At 45.8% G+C, this 19,854-nt stretch carries 15 protein-coding genes; 7 read left to right on the forward strand and 8 right to left on the reverse strand.

Annotated elements, in window-relative coordinates; all coding sequences use genetic code 11:
* Positions 1-16: 16 nt before the first annotated feature.
* From AAE02nite_RS10330 to AAE02nite_RS10360, 7 genes are all read left to right on the forward strand, one after another.
* Positions 17-1,228 (forward strand): alpha/beta hydrolase, encoded by a 1,212-nt coding sequence (locus tag AAE02nite_RS10330; RefSeq protein ID WP_146897651.1) that lies wholly within the window; start codon positions 17-19, stop codon positions 1,226-1,228.
* A gap of 36 nt (positions 1,229-1,264) precedes the next feature.
* Positions 1,265-2,422 carry an iron-containing alcohol dehydrogenase gene (locus AAE02nite_RS10335; RefSeq protein WP_146897652.1) on the forward strand — a complete coding sequence of 386 codons (1,158 nt, stop codon included), beginning with the start codon at positions 1,265-1,267 and terminating at the stop codon, positions 2,420-2,422.
* 6 nt (positions 2,423-2,428) lie between these two features.
* Positions 2,429-3,370 (forward strand): dihydrodipicolinate synthase family protein, encoded by a 942-nt coding sequence (locus tag AAE02nite_RS10340; RefSeq protein ID WP_146897653.1) that lies wholly within the window; start codon positions 2,429-2,431, stop codon positions 3,368-3,370.
* Entirely contained in the window at positions 3,363-4,418 is a 1,056-nt protein-coding gene (pdxA, locus tag AAE02nite_RS10345) for a 4-hydroxythreonine-4-phosphate dehydrogenase PdxA (RefSeq protein ID WP_146897654.1), read from the forward strand. The genes AAE02nite_RS10340 and pdxA overlap by 8 nt, the downstream gene beginning before the upstream one ends.
* Complete coding sequence (locus tag AAE02nite_RS10350) at positions 4,415-5,575, forward strand: four-carbon acid sugar kinase family protein (RefSeq protein ID WP_146897655.1); 1,161 nt, start codon at positions 4,415-4,417, stop codon at positions 5,573-5,575. The genes pdxA and AAE02nite_RS10350 overlap by 4 nt, the downstream gene beginning before the upstream one ends.
* Positions 5,576-5,594: 19 nt before the next feature.
* A complete protein-coding gene (locus tag AAE02nite_RS10355) occupies positions 5,595-7,190 on the forward strand; it encodes a sodium:solute symporter family protein (protein WP_146897656.1) in 1,596 nt (531 codons plus the stop codon).
* 173 nt (positions 7,191-7,363) lie between these two features.
* Positions 7,364-9,406: an aceric acid hydrolase gene (locus AAE02nite_RS10360; RefSeq protein WP_146897657.1), complete on the forward strand. Its 2,043-nt coding sequence runs from the start codon at positions 7,364-7,366 to the stop codon at positions 9,404-9,406.
* A 302-nt stretch (positions 9,407-9,708) separates the two neighbouring features.
* Here the strand turns inward: AAE02nite_RS10360 and AAE02nite_RS10365 are convergent, their stop codons facing one another.
* From AAE02nite_RS10365 to AAE02nite_RS10400, 8 genes are all read right to left on the reverse strand, one after another.
* Complete coding sequence (locus AAE02nite_RS10365; protein ID WP_146897658.1) at positions 9,709-11,124, reverse strand: KAP family P-loop NTPase fold protein; 1,416 nt, start codon at positions 11,122-11,124, stop codon at positions 9,709-9,711.
* Between the two features lie 290 nt (positions 11,125-11,414).
* Positions 11,415-12,953, reverse strand: a complete 1,539-nt coding sequence (locus AAE02nite_RS10370) for an FGGY family carbohydrate kinase (RefSeq protein ID WP_146897659.1) — start codon at positions 12,951-12,953, stop codon at positions 11,415-11,417.
* A gap of 124 nt (positions 12,954-13,077) precedes the next feature.
* Complete coding sequence (locus AAE02nite_RS10375) at positions 13,078-14,118, reverse strand: ABC transporter permease (protein ID WP_146897660.1); 1,041 nt, start codon at positions 14,116-14,118, stop codon at positions 13,078-13,080.
* A gap of 13 nt (positions 14,119-14,131) precedes the next feature.
* Positions 14,132-15,637, reverse strand: a complete 1,506-nt coding sequence (locus AAE02nite_RS10380) for a sugar ABC transporter ATP-binding protein (protein ID WP_146897661.1) — start codon at positions 15,635-15,637, stop codon at positions 14,132-14,134.
* Between the two features lie 144 nt (positions 15,638-15,781).
* Positions 15,782-16,420, reverse strand: a complete 639-nt coding sequence (locus tag AAE02nite_RS10385; protein ID WP_146897662.1) for a DUF2291 domain-containing protein — start codon at positions 16,418-16,420, stop codon at positions 15,782-15,784.
* Between the two features lie 5 nt (positions 16,421-16,425).
* Positions 16,426-17,373 carry a D-ribose ABC transporter substrate-binding protein gene (locus tag AAE02nite_RS10390; RefSeq protein ID WP_146897663.1) on the reverse strand — a complete coding sequence of 316 codons (948 nt, stop codon included), beginning with the start codon at positions 17,371-17,373 and terminating at the stop codon, positions 16,426-16,428.
* A gap of 19 nt (positions 17,374-17,392) precedes the next feature.
* Positions 17,393-18,802: a DUF1593 domain-containing protein gene (locus tag AAE02nite_RS10395; RefSeq protein ID WP_146897664.1), complete on the reverse strand. Its 1,410-nt coding sequence runs from the start codon at positions 18,800-18,802 to the stop codon at positions 17,393-17,395.
* A gap of 21 nt (positions 18,803-18,823) precedes the next feature.
* Positions 18,824-19,798, reverse strand: a complete 975-nt coding sequence (locus tag AAE02nite_RS10400; RefSeq protein WP_146897665.1) for a transketolase family protein — start codon at positions 19,796-19,798, stop codon at positions 18,824-18,826.
* Positions 19,799-19,854: the final 56 nt, after the last annotated feature.

Raw genomic sequence — 19,854 nt, forward strand, 5'->3', positions numbered from 1 at the left:
GTCACCAATAACAGACATGAAAAGAACCTCTAAAATATGTTTCGGTTGGGCTTTTTGGGCAGCTAATCTCCTGCTTAGTTCCGATTTAAAGGCCCAGGCTTTTGACCAATCGCTGCTGTGCCAGGGGCGCTATTACACCGAAACCGAAGGGAAAGCGGCGCTGGAAAAGTTTGCGGCTACTTACGCCAACCGAAAAGGCTGGGAGAAAAGAGCCGACCGCATTCGCCAGGGCATTTGGGAAGGAGCTAATCTGGAAGGCCTGCCTACCAATATCCCGTTAAAGCCAATCATCCACAGCAAACGTACTTACGATGGGTACACCGTCGAAAATATTGCCTTCGAAAGTTTACCCGGCTTCTTTGTAACCGGCAATTTATACCGGCCATTGGAGCCGCAAAAATCTTACGCCGCCATATTATCGCCCCACGGCCACGGTACTAATCCGCGCTTCAGCGAAGATATGCAGAAGCGTTGTGCTACCCTCGCCCGCATGGGCGCTATCGTACTGGCTTACGACATGGTAGGTACCGGCGATTCGGACCAAACCATTCATAAACATCCGTATGCACTGCAACTGCAAACCCACAACAGCCGCCGGGCCATCGACTTCCTGCTTTCTTTGCCCAACGTAGACCCGAAACGGATTGGCGTAACCGGCGAATCAGGCGGCGGCACCCAGACCTTTTTACTAACGGCTTTAGATAAAAGAATCTCGGTTTCGGTGCCGGTGGTAATGGTATCGGCTTACCATTTTGGTGGTTGTGTGTGCGAGAGCGGCATGCCGATCCATAAAAGCCCCAACCACCAAACCAGCAACGTAGAAATTGCCGCCTTGGCTGCCCCGCGCCCCATGCTGCTTGTATCGGATGGTAAAGACTGGACAAGCAACACCCCGGAAGTAGAGTACCCTTATATCCGCAACGTGTACCGCTTGTACGGCAAAGAGAAATTGGTGCAAAACCATCATCTTCCCACCGAAGGCCATAATTACGGCATTAACAAACGCAAAGGCGTTTACCCGTTCCTGGCACAGCACCTGAAACTTTCCTCAGCCAAAATAACCAATGCGCAAGGCGAAATTGATGAAAGCTTTGTAACCGTAGAAAAACCGGAAGTACTGCGGGTATTTAATGCGGAGCATACCCGGCCAGCTTACGCCGTGATGGGCGACGAATCGGTAACCAAACTCCTGCAGTCTTACGCAAAAACGGCCTCTACCAAAAAGTAACCCTCCTGACGGAACAACCCAAAAGAAATAAAATACATGACGACTGCTACGCTGCCATTATCTATCCACTTTCCCGGAAAATTGGTTTTTGGTAATGGCTCACTGAATAATCTGGCTGAAGAAATAACAAAATTTAAACTGCCCAGGGTTTTCCTGTTAACTATCGAACCCTTGGTTCCGAAACTTCAGGGCCTTATCAGCAGTCTCGAAAGCCAAGGTATAAGCGTAGCCGTAGATACTTCTATTGTGCAGGAGCCCTCTTTTGCTGATTTTAATATTTTGCTGCAGGAAGCAGGCCGGCATAAACCGGATGTGGTAGTGGGAATCGGCGGCGGCAGTGTACTGGATGTAGCCAAACTGGTAGCCGCCCAGCTCGATAATACCCAAACCTTAGCCGAAATAGTAGGAATAGGTTTGCTAAAAGGAAGAAGCAAAAAATTAATTTGTATGCCGGCTACCTCCGGCACGGGCAGCGAGGTATCGCCCAACGCGATTCTGATAGATGATGCGGATAACCAGAAAAAAGGTATTATTAGCTCTTACCTCGTGCCCGATGTGGTATACGTAGACCCATTACTGACCATGAGTGTGCCGCCACAGATTACGGCCGCCACCGGCCTGGACGCCCTAACCCATTGCCTGGAAGCCTACACGAATAAATTTGCCCAGCCTTTTATTGATATGTACGCCTACGAAGGCATGCGCCTGATTGCCGCCCACCTCGAACAAGCCGTGCAGGATGGCTCCAACAAAGAAGCTCGGTCGCAAGTGGCAATGGGTAGTTTGTTGGGTGGTTTTTGCTTAGGTCCGGTTAATACCGCTGGTGTGCATGCCCTCTCCTACCCATTAGGCAGTACTTTTCACCTGCCGCATGGTCTTTCTAATGCGTTGTTGCTGCCCTTTGTGATGGAATTTAATTTGTCGGCCGCTCCCCAACGCTATGCCGATGTGGCACGGGCTTTGGGCTGCCCGCCGGGTAGAACCGATGAAGAAACTGCGCAAAAAGGAATCGAAAAAATCCGGCACCTGATAAAAGCATGCGGCATTCCGGCCCGGCTCCGGGAAGTAAATATTCCCGAAACCGCCATTCCGGAAATGGCCACCGATGCCCTTAAAATTACCCGCTTACTTAAAAATAATCCCCGGCCTATCACTTTAGAAGATGCCATTAATATTTACCAAGCCGCTTATTAAACACAGATGAAACAGCATAAAAAATACCAGGGAATAGTCGTCCCAACGGTTACCCCACTGCGAGAAAATTACCAACTGGACCACGAGGCGGTAGAAAAAATATTTAAACATCTTCGCCGGAACCAAGCAATGCCTTTTATTTTAGGTACCACCGGGGAAGCGGCTTCCTTGCCTTTAAACTTGAAAAAGGAATTTATTCAACTGGCCGGTAAACTTAAACAACCGGGCAGTGTGCTGTACGGCGGCATTGCCTCTAACTGTCTGACCGAATCGGTGGAACTGGCAAAATATTGCTTTGACGCCGGCGTAGATGTGGTGGCCGCCCACCTTCCCTCCTATTACCCGCTGACGGAGAACCAGGTAAAGAAATATTTTGAGCAACTGGCCGACCAGGTTCCTGGACCATTAATTATATATAATATTCCGGCTACTACGCATTATTCCATTCCACTGCAATTAATTGAGGAATTAAGTTACCACGAGAAAATTGTGGGCACGAAAGATTCGGAACGCAGCGAAGAACGTTTGCGGGAATCATTGGCGTTGTGGGCGCACCGTGAAGATTTCAGCCATTTTTTAGGTTGGGCCGCTCAATCCGCGGAGGCCTTGTTTAACGGCAGCGACGGTCTAATACCCAGTACCGGCAATCTGCACCCGGGCTTGTACCACCAAATGGTACTGGCCGTAAAGGCCGGAAACCGGGAAACAGCTTTTGCGCTCCAGAAGCTTTCGGACCGGCTGGGCAATCTTTACCAGGCTGGCCGCACCCTCGGCGAATCTTTATGGGCCCTGAAAGCGCTAATGCAGGAAGTAAACCTTTGCCAACCCCACATGATGCCCCCGCTTCAATCTTTACCGGAGCCGGAAGCTGAGCAGTTACGACAGAATTTTTACGCCCTATTAAACGAAGAAGAAATTAATCTCCAAGAACTCCAAGTACATGTCTAACAAACCTATCATCGGAATTACCATGGGCGACCCGGCCAGCATTGGGCCGGAAATTGCCATTAAAGCCCTCCTGGACGAAAAGATTTACGCCATTTGCCGGCCCCTGCTGGTGGGCGATGCCGGTGTTTTTAACCAAACAATAAATAAACTAGGCCTTAAAGCCCAAATAAATACGGTTTCGGAAGTACAGTCAGCCAGGTTTAAATTTGGAGAGCCGGATGTACTCGACCTGCAGAATGTAAACCTGGCGCAATTAGCTTTTGGCGAAATATCGGCTATGGCGGGTAATGCCTCTTTCGAAGCTGTGAAGAAGGTGATTGACTTGGCTTTAGCCGGAGAAATAGATGCCACTGTTACCGGGCCCATCAACAAAAAATCCATCAACGAAGCCGGCCACCACTTTGCTGGCCACACCGAAATTTACGCGCATTATACCGGAACCCGCAAATACGCGATGCTGCTGGTAGAAGAAAACATGAAAGTAATTCACGTTTCCACGCACGTTTCACTGCGCCAGGCCTGCGACCTGGTAAAAAAAGATCGCATTCTGGAAGTGGTAGATTTGCTGCACCTGGGTATGCAACAGTTAGGCGAAACCAACCTCAAAATTGGCATTGCCGGGCTTAACCCGCACGCCGGGGATTCCGGTTTGTTCGGCACCGAAGACGACGAAGAAATATTGCCAGCCGTGCAGGAAGCGTTGCGCCGCGGCTACGATGTAGAAGGTCCCGTACCGGCCGACACGATGTTTGCCAAAGCAGCTACCGGTTACTATGGCGGCGTAGTTGCCATGTACCACGACCAAGGCCATATTCCGTTTAAGCTCTCCGGCTTTAAGTGGAACGCCCAGAAAAAACAAATGGACAGCGTTAAGGGCGTAAATATTACCATGGGCCTGCCCATTATCCGAACCTCAGTAGACCACGGAACTGCTTTTGAAATTGCCGGTAAAGGCGTAGCCAGTCCGGATGCCATGGTGCTGGCCATCGAATCAGCCGTGCAGTTAGCCCGCCATAAAGTACTGCAAGCCGCTCCCGTATCCGAATGATAGCCGTAGTAGCAGATGATTTAACGGGAGCTGCCGAATTGGGGGGAATCGGGTTGCGCTACAACCTGAAGGTAGAAATCTGTACCCAGGTAAATGCCCAAACAAAGGCCGACCTGTTAATTATTTCTACCGATTCCCGGTCTAAAAATAAAGAGGCTGCCGAAAAGGTAACTGAGAAGGTATTTCGGGAGCTACTACTCTTAAAACCGGAACTCATATATAAAAAAATGGATTCGGTGTTACGGGGTCATGTGCTACCCGAAATACAGGCCCAGATGCGGGCGATGAATTTCCAAAGAGCTCTGTTGGTTCCGGCTAATCCGGCTTTGGGCCGCACCATTACTAATGGCATTTATTATTTACACGGTGTTCCTATTCAGGAGACCAGTTTTTCCCAGGACCCCGAATTTCCGCTTACATCGTCGCGGGTTGTAAATATTTTGCAGTCTGGAGATGAAGTAGTACAGGTACAAAGCTATAACCAACCGCTGCCGGAAGCCAGAATCCTTGTTGGGGAAGTGAGTTCTGCCGATGATTTAAAGGGCTGGGCGCAAAGCTTAGACACTGAAACTGCTTTGGCCGGGGCTTCGGGCTTTTTTACTGCATTGTTAGAATCAAAAGGCTACCTAGCAACTGAGACTACCGTTAGTTCAACCTTAAATCCGGGAAAGCCGGCCCTATTTGTTTGCGGCAGTACTTTTGCTAAAAGTCGGGCTTTGGTTAAGGCAGTGCATGTCAGCGGTGGGCCGATAAGCTATTTGCCCCCAGAATTATTATTAGAACCCAATATTTCTGAAGCGCAGGTAAAATTGTGGGCTGATGAAATAGTCTTTTTAATTCAAACTAACAATCAGGCTATTCTGGCCATTGACCCTGATTCTACTGTTAATATATCGGTTAATGCCGTTACCCTCCGGGATATAATGGCACAAGCAATACAAAAAGTTTTTAAGCAGATTGGATTAACAGAACTTTATTTAGAAGGCGGTTCTACGGCAGCAGCAATATTCGAGCGATTGGGTTTTAACCAATTTTATCCGCAGCAGGAACTGGCACCCGGGGTTATCCGGATGCAGGTTGCAGGCTTGCCAAACCTGCACCTAACCCTTAAGCCCGGCAGTTACGATTGGCCACCCACCGTCTGGAACTTCAACTAACACCCCAACCACCACACCTATGACCACCACCGCCACTTTACATTTTCTAGATTACCTCATTATTTTCCTCTTCCTGGCCGTATCGCTGTATTTTGGTTTGCGGTTTGCCCGGAAACAAAAAACTACCCAAACCTACTTTGCCGCCAACGGCAATATTCCTTCCTGGGCCATTGGTTTATCGCTTTTAGCCACCTTAATCAGCAGTGTTACTTTTCTGGCTTATCCGGGTACCGGTTATTCCTCTAACTGGATTTTGCTAGTGCAAGGCCTGATGGTACCCATTGTACTCCTGGGCACTATCTGGTTTATTGTGCCGCTGTACCGGCGCGTAATTGGCTTAAGCACCTACGAATATTTCGAAAAACGCTTTGGGGCATTTGCCCGGTATTACAGTTCTTTTGGCTTTGTGCTCCGCCAGTTTTCTTCTATGGGCACAGTGTTTTACCTTTTGGCACTGGCTTTAAATAACATGATAGGGGCCAACACCCTGTTGGTGATTTCGGTAGTAGGGGCGGTAATAATTTTATTAACGTTGCTGGGGGGTATTGAAGCGGCAATCTGGCTCGATGTGCTGCAAGGTTTTATGCTGTTTGGCAGCGGCATTGTTTGTTTAAGTATTCTGGTTTTCGCGGTGGACGGCGGTCCGGCTACGGTTTGGGAGATTGCCCAGGAAAACGGACGTACTGGTTTTGGGCCGTATGACCTTGATTTTACCCGGCTTACTTTTGCGGTAATGGCCATAAACGGCGCTTTTTATGCCATTCAGAAATACGGCACCGACCAAACTGTGGTGCAACGTTATTTAACGGCTAAAACCGATAAATCTGCAATCCGGGCTTCTTTGCTGGGCATTTTGCTTACCGTACCAATCTGGACCATGTTTATGCTGATTGGTACGGCACTCTTTGTTTATTACCAGCAACAACCTTTACCAGTCGGCATAAAAGCCGAAGCGGTTTTTCCTTATTTTATCATGACCAAGCTGCCCGTAGGCGTGGTAGGATTACTCCTGGCTTCTATGATTTCGGCGGCAGTTTGCAGTTTAAGCGCCGATTTAAATTGCTTAGCTGCCGTTGGTGTGGAAGATTATTACAAGAAAATCAAGCCCAACCGCCCGGATAAAGAGTATCTGCTGGCCGGCAAATGGATGGTAGTAGTTTCGGGCATTGTGGCTATTTTAATTGCCTCCCTTTACTTAATGGCCGGCGACGAAGGGGTTTTGAGCATGATATTTACGCTGTACGCGATATTTTCCGGGGGGATAGTAGGTATTTTTCTGCTGGGTCTGTTTTCGGCCCGGGCTAACCAGCAAGGGCTTAACATTGGCATCCTGGTTTGTGTGCTGTTCACCGCCTACGCTTTTCTGTCGTCCACGGAAATTGGCATCGGCGAAAATAAATCCCTGCTCCTGGACCTAGGCCCTTATAATTTTACCCATCACAAATATATGCTGGGCGTTTACAGTCACCTGATTGTAATTGGGGTGGGTTATGTGGCCAGTTTGTTTTTCCCGAAACCAATTTTGGATAAAAATCTGCTATATAGTGGTTGGCTCGAAAACCGCCGGGCCGAAAAGAAATTAATTCGAGCAAATAAAGAAGTGGTGGTGCAATAAATTATGAAGTAGCATAACACATTAAGAACAAATTACTTCTAGCTTTATGAGCTCCTTGGAATAAAATTCATTTATTCTTTTATAAATTTAATATTTATATATAAATTAGAGGTTTAACAAAGTAATTATACTTAAACCTAATAGCCACCACTGGTATTTAATTCTCTTCACTTATGAATAAATCATTCCGCCTGGTTTTATTGGCCTTATCGGGAGCCTTGTTACCGCAGAAAGATCTGCTGGCGCAGAATAAAGGCTTGCTAAATAATTCCAAAAGTCCCTATGCCCAATTACGCAACGTTGATATGGTCGATGTAGTTTGGACAAAAGGTTTCTGGGCCGACCGGTTTCAGGTGTGCAAAGAAACTATGGTGCCAAATATTGTGCGGATTTACAAAGACCCCGAAATCAGCCATGCCTTCCGGAATTTTGAAATTGCGGCTGGTCTGGAAAAGGGAACCCACACCGGCCCTTCCTTCCACGACGGCGATTTTTACAAAGTTTTTGAATCAGTAGCGGCCGCTTACGCCGTAACCAAAGACGAAAAACTGAACCAACTCATGGACCAGAGCATTGCGGTAATGGCCAAAGCCCAACGAGCCGATGGTTACCTGCATACACCGGTTATTATCAAGGAAAAATCGCAATCGGCTGAGGCCAAGGTACAGCAGGATAAGTTACTTTTTGAAGCCTATAACTTTGGGCACCTCATGACGGCCGCTTGTGTGCATTACCGGGCTACCGGCAAAACCTCATTCCTGGATGTAGCCAAAAAAGCCACCGATTACCTGTACAACTTCTACAAAAATGCCTCGCCGGAATATGCCCGCAACGCCATTTGCCCGTCGCACTACATGGGTGTGGTAGAAATGTACCGCACTACCCGCGATCCTAAATACCTGGAATTAGTAAAAAAACTCATTGATATCCGGGGTCACGCCGGCGATATTGGCACCGACGACAACCAGGACCGCATTCCGTTCCGGGACATGAAAAAAGTTTCGGGCCACGCCGTAAGAGCTAATTATTTGTTTGCTGGTGTAGCCGATGTTTACGCTGAAACCGGCGACAAAACCTTGTTGTCGACGCTGGATTTGATGTGGAACGACGTGGTGAACCGGAAAATGTACGTTACCGGTGCTACGGGCTCTTTGTACGATGGCGTATCGCCGGACGGCACCGCTTACAAACCCGATACCGTACAGAAAGTACACCAGGCCTACGGCCGCGATTACCAGTTGCCTAACTTAACCGCCCATAACGAAACCTGCGCCAATATTGGCAATGTGCTCTGGAATTGGCGGATGCTGCAGCTCACCGGCCAGGCCAAATATACCGATGTAATGGAATTAGCCCTCTACAACAGCGTATTGTCGGGTATTAGCCTCGATGGTACCAAGTTTTTATATACTAATCCCCTTAGTTTCTCCGATAAACTGCCTTTCAGCCAGCGGTGGTCGAAGGACCGGGTGGGCTATATTAAAAAATCGAACTGTTGCCCGCCCAACGTGGTGCGCACTATTGCCGAGTTAAATAATTACGCTTACAGCATTGCCGATAAAGGTGTTTATTTTAACCTGTATGGCGGCAATACCCTCAACACCAAACTAAAAGATGGCTCGGTGGTAAAACTTACCCAGGAAACCAATTACCCCTGGGATGGCAATATTAAAGTAAACTTGGAGCAGGTTCCTAATAAAGCATTCTCGCTTTTTATGCGGATTCCGGGCTGGGCCAATGGGGCCAAAATTCTGGTAAACGGCAAACCTTATACCCAAACCAAATTTACCGCCGGCGAATACGCCGAGTTGAATGGCAAATGGAAAAAAGGTGATAAAATAGAATTAACCTTACCTATGGAAGTAAAACTGCTGGAGGCAAACCCGCTGGTAGAAGAAACCCGCAATCAGGTAGCCGTAAAGCGTGGCCCAGTGGTTTATTGCGTTGAATCGGTGGACATGGGTAGTCAGGATATTTTCAAAGTAACCATTCCGGCCGATATTCAGCTTACTCCTAAACTAACCAAAATCCAGAACAGCGACGTGATGAGTTTAGAAGGCACCGCCAAATTGGTACAAACGGGTGACTGGAAAAATCAGTTGTACAAAGAAGTAAGCCGGGATAATAAAACCACTCAGCTAAAATTAGTACCCTACTACACCTGGGGAAACCGGGGCCATTCTGAAATGTCGGTTTGGATGCCGTTGAGCCGGTAATAATACCTATAATGCTTCAGTTCTGCGCCTGAGGCAATTAAGCCTCGGAGGGTATATGGCGCGGGCGTCCTCGCCCGTGTCTTCTTCTGCCGGCCTCTGGCCGCTATCGTTAGTGCATAATACTTAGCCGGTTGTTTAAAGCGGCCAGAGGATTATAAAGTAGCATAAATTATTGATAAACAATATTATGCAAAATAAAAATATAAATTAGAAAACGAAAAAGGGACTTTATATGATTAAATATTTTGTTTGTAATTAAAACATAAACCCTTCTATTGGAGATTAATAGTTAGCTTAGAACTTCAAAATTTCATTCTTACTGATAAATCAATTTTATCAAAATAATACTTTAACTCTAAATTTCCTATATTACTACGCCCTTTATTAAAATCTTTTAAAATATCTAGAAAGTTACTTCCAGCATCTTTATTAACTATTGAATTTATTAGAAGTTTATCTTCTCCTGTTTTTCCATCAAAATCATAAAATTTCTTTCCATTAAAGCGAGGATATAGATAATTATTATAAAAATTCAATAAATGAACTTCTAAGTCCATTAACTCCCATTCTACCTCTTTGCTAATATTAGGCTGAATTATTTTAAAGAACTCTTCTTGAAGTTGTGAAATTGATAATTGTTTACACTTTAAATTCTCATAAAAATTATTATGAATTATTTTAATATAAATTAAAAACAGGTATACAGTTGGTACAACATAATTATTGATATTAAAAGTCCTTAAAGCTAATCTTGCAAGGGCGAAAATCTTTTCCTGTTGTCTTAGAGGAATAAATGCATTCGTAAAAAGTAACTTGCATATTCTTAAAAAGCTTTCTTTATCAGATTTTAGCTCGGGATACTTTTTCCTCTCTGAAGAATTGAAAAACTCATCGAATTCGAAGTATTCATATAAGTAGGTATAAAATAGATCATTTTCAGGTTCTGGAATCGAATATTCAATATCAATAAACCGTCTTAAATATTCGTCAGCGTCAATTCTATCGCTCCCATAAACACCCCGGATAGCATTTCCAAGTTGCGTTTTATCAATGGATAGAATAAAAATAATGTTAGAGACTGAAAAGAAATGCTTTATCTGTTCTAAAATTGATACCGCATAATCTGGCCGGCAACGGTCAAGTTCATCCACAATAAAAATTAATGGCTTCTCCTCATTGGTATTTGCAATAAACTTTGATAAACTATCTCGAAACTCTGAAATGCTTCTTTTCTTTTTTGCATATTCATTGACATCATGTTCAAAAACGTCTGCTATCCCCTTGGTTACACCAAGAAAAGCATCTTTAATCCCTTCAGTATTAATATATCTATCTGCAATTGCTTGGGCAATAATTGGAACAAGGTGTTTAGATAATATTGCAGCTTTCTTTAAAGTATTCTTAAATTCTGGTTCATTTGATACATTCGTTAATGCTTTCAATTCTCCCATTAAAGCCGTTAAAGGATTGTTCTCAAAATCATTTTCCCAAGCATTAAAATACACTGTTTGATAATTATTGTCTTTTAATTCCTGCTCCCACATTCTTACAAATGTAGTTTTACCTGTTCCCCATTTATTGTTTATTGCTAAAACGAACCCTTGTGAATAAGAATCTATCAAATCAGTTAAAACACTTGCATACTTCTGCCTATCTAACTTGCAATTTGAGAATGGATTCCCAGGGGTTACTTCTAATTCATAATGTTTTAGGGCCATTTTTAAAGTTCTAATATTTTAATGCCTGTGACTTAACTAAGGTTTCAGAAGATGTATTTAATTATCTTTAATTACTTTACCGTATTACCCTTTTTAGAATTTCAAAATGTCTAAAGCAGCAAGAATGTATTCTAATTTTTTTCTATTACGGTTATCTAAATGAAAAACTATTACTTTCTTAAATACAAAATCTTGGTCATGGGAATGAAGTTACTTTATTTTTAAGTTTATTTAAACAAAAATGCCCGGATTACCGGGCATTTTTGGTTTAGGAGCACGCCTAATATTTTCTATTTAGCCAAAGCTGGTTCTACCATAATCTTAGGTTTAGGATTCACAACAGAATGGCTACCCAGCGCCTTTTGCCAGCCCAAGTAATATTTTTGCACTTGGGGTTGCATTTCGCCGGGGTTAACCTGGGTTTTAGTAGTATTCAGGGTTTTTAGTTGTTCAATATTCTGGAAAATACCCGCTTTTAATCCGGCTAAATACGCTGCTCCCAGCGCCGACACCTCCGGCATCACTATTTTTACCACTGGTTTTTCTAGTAAATCAGCCAGAAACTGAACTACAAAATTATTAGTGGTAATACCACCATCTACCATTAAAGCGGCCAAATCAATGCCGGCATCCAGTTCCATGGCCTGAATCACATCTTTAATCTGGTACGGGATAGATTCCAGCGCGGCTCTTACAATATGGTTTTTATTACAATCAAAAGTAAGCCCCGTAATGGAAGCTTTCCGGCTCATATCCCAATGCGGCGCGCCCAATCCGCTGAAAGCCGGCACCAGGTAAACGCCGTTATTATCCGGCACCGCTTGCGCCATGGCTTCGGTTTGCCGGCTATCGGATAATATTCCCAACTCATTTTTCAGCCACTCAATGGTAGCGCCGCAGGTTACTATTACGCCTTCCAAAGCATAATCAACCCGCTCTTCGGTGCTCCAGCAAATAGTCGTAATCATGCCCCGGCCCGAGAGCTTTGGTTCCTCTCCAATATTCATCATAATAGAAGAACCCGTACCCATGGTAGCCTTAGCCGTGCCGGGTGCAAAACAGCCCTCACCGAAGGCCGCCGCGTGCGAATCGCCAATCATACTGGTAATCTTTATTGGTTCCGGCAACAAGCCCCCAAAATCAGTTTCTCCGAAAAGAGCAGCGGAGGGTTTAGGTTCGGGCAAATTCAGACGGGAAAGGCCAAATTGCGCCAATAGCTCCTGATCCCAGGTAAGTTCCGAAAGATTAAAAAACAGCGTACGCGAGGCATTGGTATAATCGGTTAAATAACTTTTACCTCCTGTTAATTTGTAGAGCAGCCAGGTATCGATGGTACCAAAAAAAGCTTTACCGGCATCTATGGCTTCCCTTACAGCAGCAATATTTTCGTAAAGCCAGATAAGTTTGGTGCCGGAAAAGTAAGGGTCGATAATTAATCCGGTTTTTTGCCGTACTGTCTCAGTTAATCCCTGTTGGGTTAGGCGCTCACAAATATTAATGGAACGTTTGCATTGCCACACTACCGCATTATATAACGGCGTTCCGGCTTCGTCCCATACCACAAAAGTTTCGCGCTGGTTAGAAATGCCAATCGCCTGAATATTACTTAACTCCTCTCCCTGCGCCGTAAATTGCGTAAGACATTGCCCCACCGATTGCAAAACGTTCCGGTAAATTTCTTTGGGTTGTTGCTCTACGTGCCCTCCTTCTGAATAATAGGTTTTCAGAGGTTCGGAACCACGGGCAACTACTTTTCCTTCGACATCAAATATCAGGGTTTTGGTACTGCTGGTGCCCTGGTCGATGGCCAGGATATAAGAGCTTTTCATTGTATTTGATATTTATATATCACCTACCAAATAATAATAGAGAGACATTATTTTAGTAAATAGAACAACCGGAAAATTACAGGTCTGGTTAACCTTAGAATATTTCAGAAGGATTAAGCAGTAATTATTCTGATTTAGAATTGGCTTTATCGATAATTACCGCCAGTAAAATAACTAGGCCTTTAACTACCTGCTGCCAGAACGGCGAAACGTTTAACAGCACCAGCCCATTATTCAGGACCCCGATGATAATGGCTCCTTGCACCGTACCCAGAATACTGCCCCGGCCACCCGACAAAGACGTGCCGCCGATTACCACCGCCGCAATCGCATCTAACTCATAACTAATACCAGCGTTGGGTTGGGCCGAATCGAGGCGGGAAGTAACAATAATGCCCCCTATAGCTGCTAAGCCGCCGGCTATGGCGTACACCGTAGTTTTTACTTTGTTTATGTTAATACCCGAAAGGCGGGCGGCACTTTCGTTGCCCCCAATGGCGTATATGTAGCGGCCCAACCGGGTTTTGTTCGTTAAAATAACAGCCATCACCACAATTACGCCGGAAATCCAGACCGGAACCGGAATACCCAACAACCAACCAGTACCGATGTAAGCAAAATCAGCTCCTAGTCCCGAGATTGGAAAGCCTTTTGTATACAACATGGTTAAACCCCGGGCAATGGTGAGCACGGCCAAAGTTGCCACAAAAGGCGGAACCTTAAACCGGGTAATGGTCCAGCCGTTAAAAGTGCCCAGCAAAGTACCCGTCAGCATTCCGGCCATCACCGCCCCTAGCAAAGTAAAGCCAATAAATAAATCCTGCGACGGCAACTCAATCCCAAACTTTAGTAAGCCTGCGGTAATAGCCCCGCAAAGCGCCAATACCGATCCCACCGATAAATCGATACCAGCCGTGAGTACCACCAAGGTCATGCCAACCGAAATACAAATATTTACGGAGATTTGCCGCATCACATTCCAGCCGTTTGCCACGGTCAAAAACTTATCCGATAGCAGACTAATAATCAGGCATAAAATAAAGAGGGCAATTAAAGACTGAAACTTTACGAGGTATTGGCTGTACGAACTAGATAAGGCTGAAGCCTTTAGGGATGGGGTCTGGACCTGGGCTTTTTCCTCTTTTACAAAAACTTTAGGGCTCATAGTGGTGGCTTAGTTAAATAGTGTTGGGAATGGCCGCTTTCAAAATGCCATCTTCAGTAGCCTCTTCTATCGCGAATTCGGCGGTCAAACGGCCTTCGGCCATCACCAGAATGCGGTCCGAAACCGATAATATTTCGGGCAATTCCGAAGAAACCACAATAATGCCCAGGCCGGCATCGGCTAACTCCTGGATTAGCTTATAGATTTCGCTTTTGGCGTTAATATCAATGCCGCGGGTAGGTTCGTCGAGTAATAAAATCTGGGGTTTAGTAGCCAGCCATTTGGCCAGCACAATTTTTTGCTGATTGCCACCGCTCAAGTTACCGGCCGTTTGTTTCTCCGATGAGGTTTTGATTTTTAACTCGCGGATATATTTCTCTGATAGGTGTAATTCTTTGCGATTATTTAAAAATCCCGCGTCTTCTAAATCCGCCAGGGTAGTCAGGCAAATATTGGTTTGCACGTCCAGACCTAATACTAATCCGTCTTTTTTCCGGTCTTCCGGTACCAGGGCCAAGCCGGCTTTGATGGCCTCGCCTGGCGATTTTAGCTTTACCGGCTGTTGGCAGATAGTTAGCTGGCCGCTGGAAAGTTTGGGGTGCAAGCCAAAAACAGTTTCCAGCAATTCGGTTCGTCCGGCTCCCATTAACCCAAAAAGTCCCAATATTTCGCCTCGGTGCAGCGTAAAAGAAATTGTTTTTAGCAGGTTCTGGTCTTTCCGGACCGGGTGCTTTAAACAAATATTCTCCAGGGTAAGCAGTTCCTTTCCCTGGTTGTTGTTTGTTTTCTTGCGGCTGATAATAATTTCGCGACCTACCATTTTTTGGATAAGTCGTTCCTGGCAAACATCCTTCATTTCGCCGGCTTCAATGCACCGGCCGTCACGTAGTACCACAAACCTGTCCGCAATCCGGAACAGCTCATCCAGTTTATGCGACACATAAACAATGGCTTTATTTTCGCGTTTGAGGTCCTCGATAATACCAAACAAAACCTCTACCTCGCTATCGCTAATGGCCGAGGTGGGTTCATCCATAATGATGACCTCCGATTCGTCCAATAAGGCTTTGGCAATTTCCACCACCTGCTGCTGCCCTACTTTCAACTCACCAACCAGCGTGTCGGGCGCTACTTCCAGCTTTAATTTATGCAGCAGCAATTGGGTCCGGCGCCGCATTTCCTTTTGGTTAAGGGTACCCCAGTTGGTAATAATTTCGCGACCCAGGAATATATTTTCGGTGATACTTAAATACGGCACCAAGTTTAGCTCCTGGTGAATAATGGCAATTCCGGAACGTTGCGCTTCACGCGGATTAGCAAAATTAACCAACTGGCCCCGGAACAAAATACGGCCTTCGTAATCCGGATAAACTCCCGACAAAATTTTCATCAGGGTAGATTTACCCGCGCCGTTTTCGCCGATCAGGGCCGTCACCTTACCCGCCTCAATTTCCAGGCACACGTTTTCCAGCGCAACCACGCCCGAAAATTTTTTGGTTATATTTTCTGCTACTAACAATTTTTTTGTGGTGATTTTAAGTAGTGGTGGTGGCTTTAGTCTGTTTGGTATTCTAGCTAATCATAAATATTCATTTGTCTTTTACCATCCCTTTATTCAGGCGCCATTTCGTTGTATTTGAATTATTTTAGCAGCACCATAAATTTAATCCCGCACCAGTTTTAGCGAAACCGGAATAACTTCAATCTCGTCTAGCCGCAGGTGGGCCTGGTTTAACTCAATAGCCCCGGTAAACGCTACCACGTCGCCTTTTTTAGCCTGGGCCCGGAACGGCGGTATTATTTCGGTGCGGATTTTCTTATTCAGTTCGGCCGAAACATTATTCATATCCATGGTATTGCTGAAGTCGTTGATACTCAAAATCCCCAGGGCATCCCGTACCGCATTGCCGTAAACAAACTCGGTGGCTATTTTCACATCCTTGCCTACCGAATCCGGAAGCAGTGTCACAGAAATATCGTTTTCATTAATAGCTGTTATTTTCCCTTCGCCTTTTATTAAAAAGTATCGCAGGTTGCCGATGCCCAAAGCATGGGAATAATTTTTGAAAGCGTTCTCTTTTTCGGATTTAAGCAGCGTCAGCAGTTCCGGCAGATTGTTGGCTTTGGTTAAGCCGGGGGTTAGTTTTTCTTTCCAGAAAGTTTGGGCATAAGCGGCTGCATCAAATTTACCGACAGTAGAAGCGGCTTTTACCTCGCTTAGCTTTTTGATGTAAACCGAGTTATAGCCAACAACCAGGAGCAGGATAAGAGCAACGGTATATTTTATTACTTTCTTTTGCATAGCTCTTAGTTTTTGGCTACTTCCAGGTAATCCGAAACATTTTGCTGGTTAACCATTTCCACAGCCACCGGCATCTTTTTCGGGAAATCCCGTTTGCCTTTAAAATATTCATCGGCAAAGGTGGCAGCGGTCTGGGCCATTACTTTCGGGTATTGCATACCGGTAGCCACAATTTTTCCTTCCTTAATAGAACCTACTACATCCTGGGCCCCGTCGAAACCAAAAACTTTAACTTTGTTCGCCAGTCCGGCCGCTACCAGGGCCTGGTAAGCGCCCATAGCCATGGCATCGTTGCCGCAAAAAACCGCAGTAATATCGGGGTTGGCCTGCAAAATAGATTCCAGCACTTCCATCGCTTTGTTCCGGTCGAAGTCGGCGCTTTGCTGGGCTACCATTTTCAGGTCGGGGTAATTATCTACCACACTGTGAAATCCTTTGGAGCGGGCCCAGGTATTGTTATCGCCTACCAGCCCCAACAGCTCCACGTATTTGCCCTTTTTATTCATTTGCTGCACAAAATACTTCCCAATGGTTACGCAACCCGAATAACTATCCGATAAGATTTGAGAAGTGGCGGCTTCCGGCGAATTTACTTCCCGGTCCATGCAAAAAACCGGCACCCCGGCTTCTTTCGCTTTCAGCACATTTACAATAGAACCATCGGCATCGGTAGGGTTAAATAATACGGCGCTAAAACCGGAGGCAATGGCATTCTCGAAATGGTCGGTTTCTAAAGCGGTGTTATTCTGGGAGTCGAATATTTTAGCTTCGTAGCCCAAAGCGCGCGCTTTTTCGGCGGCGGTTTCGGCCAGTACCACAAACCAAGGATTATTTAGGGTAGAAATAATAACGGCTATTTTCTTCGGCTCATCGCCCCCATTTTTCTTACCACAGCTTCCCACCACCAAAAGGGTGAGTAACAACGAAAGCAGGATGGTTAATTTATTTCTCATATTTTCCGCTTAAAATTAATCAGGGAAACACCGTCACAATTACCCGCTGGTAACGGGTTAGCGCTGGTTTACCGTTATCGGTTACTGCCAGTATAATGTGCAGCGTATCGGGTTGGGTAACTTTTGGAGCCACGAAAGAGGCCTGCTGGCTCTTATTATCTTTGATGGCTAAGGCATCTTTGGCTTTGTAGGTCCCGGCTTCGCCGTAAAAAATCCAGTTATAAGTTAAGGTATTTTTATCCGGATCGGAAGAACCAAGGGCGCTTAAATTAACGGTTTCGCCGCTTTTGGCTTTTCGTTCGTTAGCATGCGCCAGCACTGCTTTGGGCGGATGATTGGCTTCTTTGTAAGGTTTTACGGTCCAGTCGATGCGGGCGGCAAAATCGTTTTGGTAAGCTTCGCGCCAGCGCCAGATGGTAGCCTTGTTGCTGGTATGGTAGTTACCGTCTACGCCTAATACTTCATCTACCGCGTCGGTCCATAAAGGCCGGGTTTCGGGTTCGTAAAACCATTTTTGCGTGCGGGGCAAATAATATTCGTAACGGCCGCCCCAACTACCGTAATCCGGGTGCTCCGGGTTACTCAGGCCATTGCTTATTAGACCCAGAAAAGACGGCGTGTCACCTTCCATCAGAAACTTGGTAAAAGGATGCTGGGCGCCCAGCGGTCCGTGATTTTTGCGGATGTTTTCATCTAACCAGGGATTATCTACGATACTGAAATCGGCACCCACAAAACGACCGTGAAATTTATCGCCGCTAATGCCGCTCCAGGTAGCATAATGGTAAGCCCCGGCCGCATGATACCCCGGACTAGCCACAAAAAACAAATTAGGGAAGGTTTTGCGGAGCCAGGGGCCGGTGTCATCCTGATCCGAAATGGTATACACCCGGAGCTTCGAGACAAACTGTTCTACTTCGGCGGGGGTGCGGGTCATTTTCACTTTCCAGAGGGCCTGGGCCAGACAGTTAGCGCCACCCCAAATAGGTATCCAAATAGGCCGATCATCTTTTTTATCTACTGCCGCAATTATCAGCTCCGAGCCTTCCGAATCTTTCCCTTGGCCCACAGCCCCCATGCCGTAACCCGCATATCCTTTTTTAATAATGCTGTTTAAATAAGCTGCTTCGGGGAAGCCTTTTTCGTGCAATAATAAATTTTTCCGAACCTGACCGTAAGCTGCCACAATTTCTTTAATCCGTTCCGGGGCAACCCGGTCTTTCTGGTGCACGGAGGTAGTAGCAACCAGCCCCTCAATATCCCACTGGTTGGAGTAAGTGAGGAAACGAACCATCGATTGCGCATCATCCGGTTCATTTTCGATATCGGTTAAAACCAGCACCCTGAGTTTCTTATCCGTTCCCTGCGCTTTGGTAAGAACCGGGAAAAGAGCAATCAGAAGAAAAAAGGTGCTGACTAGAAATTTCATAGGACTAATATTTGGAAAGGATTAATGCTTTTGCTTTAATATTTTCAAAGCGGTATCGGCAATACCACTTTCGGACAGGCCGTAATGGTTGAATATTTCGTTTTGGGAACCGGTAACCGTATACTCATCCGGGATGCCCATAATTTTAAAAGGATTGTGGTAGTTATGCTGCAATAGGAAGGATGCGCAGGCTTCGCCCAAACCGCCGTAAACACTGTGTTCTTCTACCGTAATAATGGGATTTCCATTAGCAGCTACCCGGGCCAGCAACTCGTAATCGAGCGGCTTGATGGTGTGCATACTAATAACCATGGCTTGAATATTATAATCCTGCTCCAGCTTTTCGGCCGCCTGCCAGGCTGGGTACACCGTTTCGCCGGTGCCGATAATAGTTAAATCTTTTCCTTCCCGAATAATCCGCCCTTTACCAAAATTGAAAGAATTATCAATATCAGCTGGTAGGGCTGGCATTACTTTTTTGCCGAACCTTAAATAAAACGGATGATTGCTAGTAGCGGCCTGGGCAATAGCTTGTTCGGTTTCGAAATTATCGGCGGGAGCCACTACGGTAATATTATTTACAGCGCGCAAAACCGCAAAATCGTGGAGGCTGTGGTGTGTGGAGCCTAAGGCGCCGTAGCTCACGCCGGCACTAATACCGATTAATTTAACCGGGTTATCGGAATAAGCGACATCGTTTTTGATTTGCTCTAAAGCCCGAGCCGTTAGGAAACAAGCCGGGGAAACGGCAAATACCTTTTTGCCTGCCGAGGCCAATCCGGCGGCTACGCCCACCAGGTTTTGTTCGGCTATGCCAATTTCTACTATTTGCGCCGGATATTTCTGACCGAACGGCCCTAACTTACCGGAACCCCGCGAATCGCTGGTGACCACCACAATATCTCTATCGAGTTCTGCGAGGTTTTGCAGCGTGCCGGAAAAAACCTCCAGGTTGGCTTTATCGCTTACTAAAACGTTATCAATAATTGCTCCCACTCTTTAATCGTTATAAAAGTTTTACTTTTGGCTGTTGACCACGCTAAATGCCAGCC

It is taken from the genome of Adhaeribacter aerolatus (genome assembly GCF_007991635.1).
In the GTDB taxonomy this organism is placed as follows: Bacteria; Bacteroidota; Bacteroidia; order Cytophagales; family Hymenobacteraceae; genus Adhaeribacter; species Adhaeribacter aerolatus.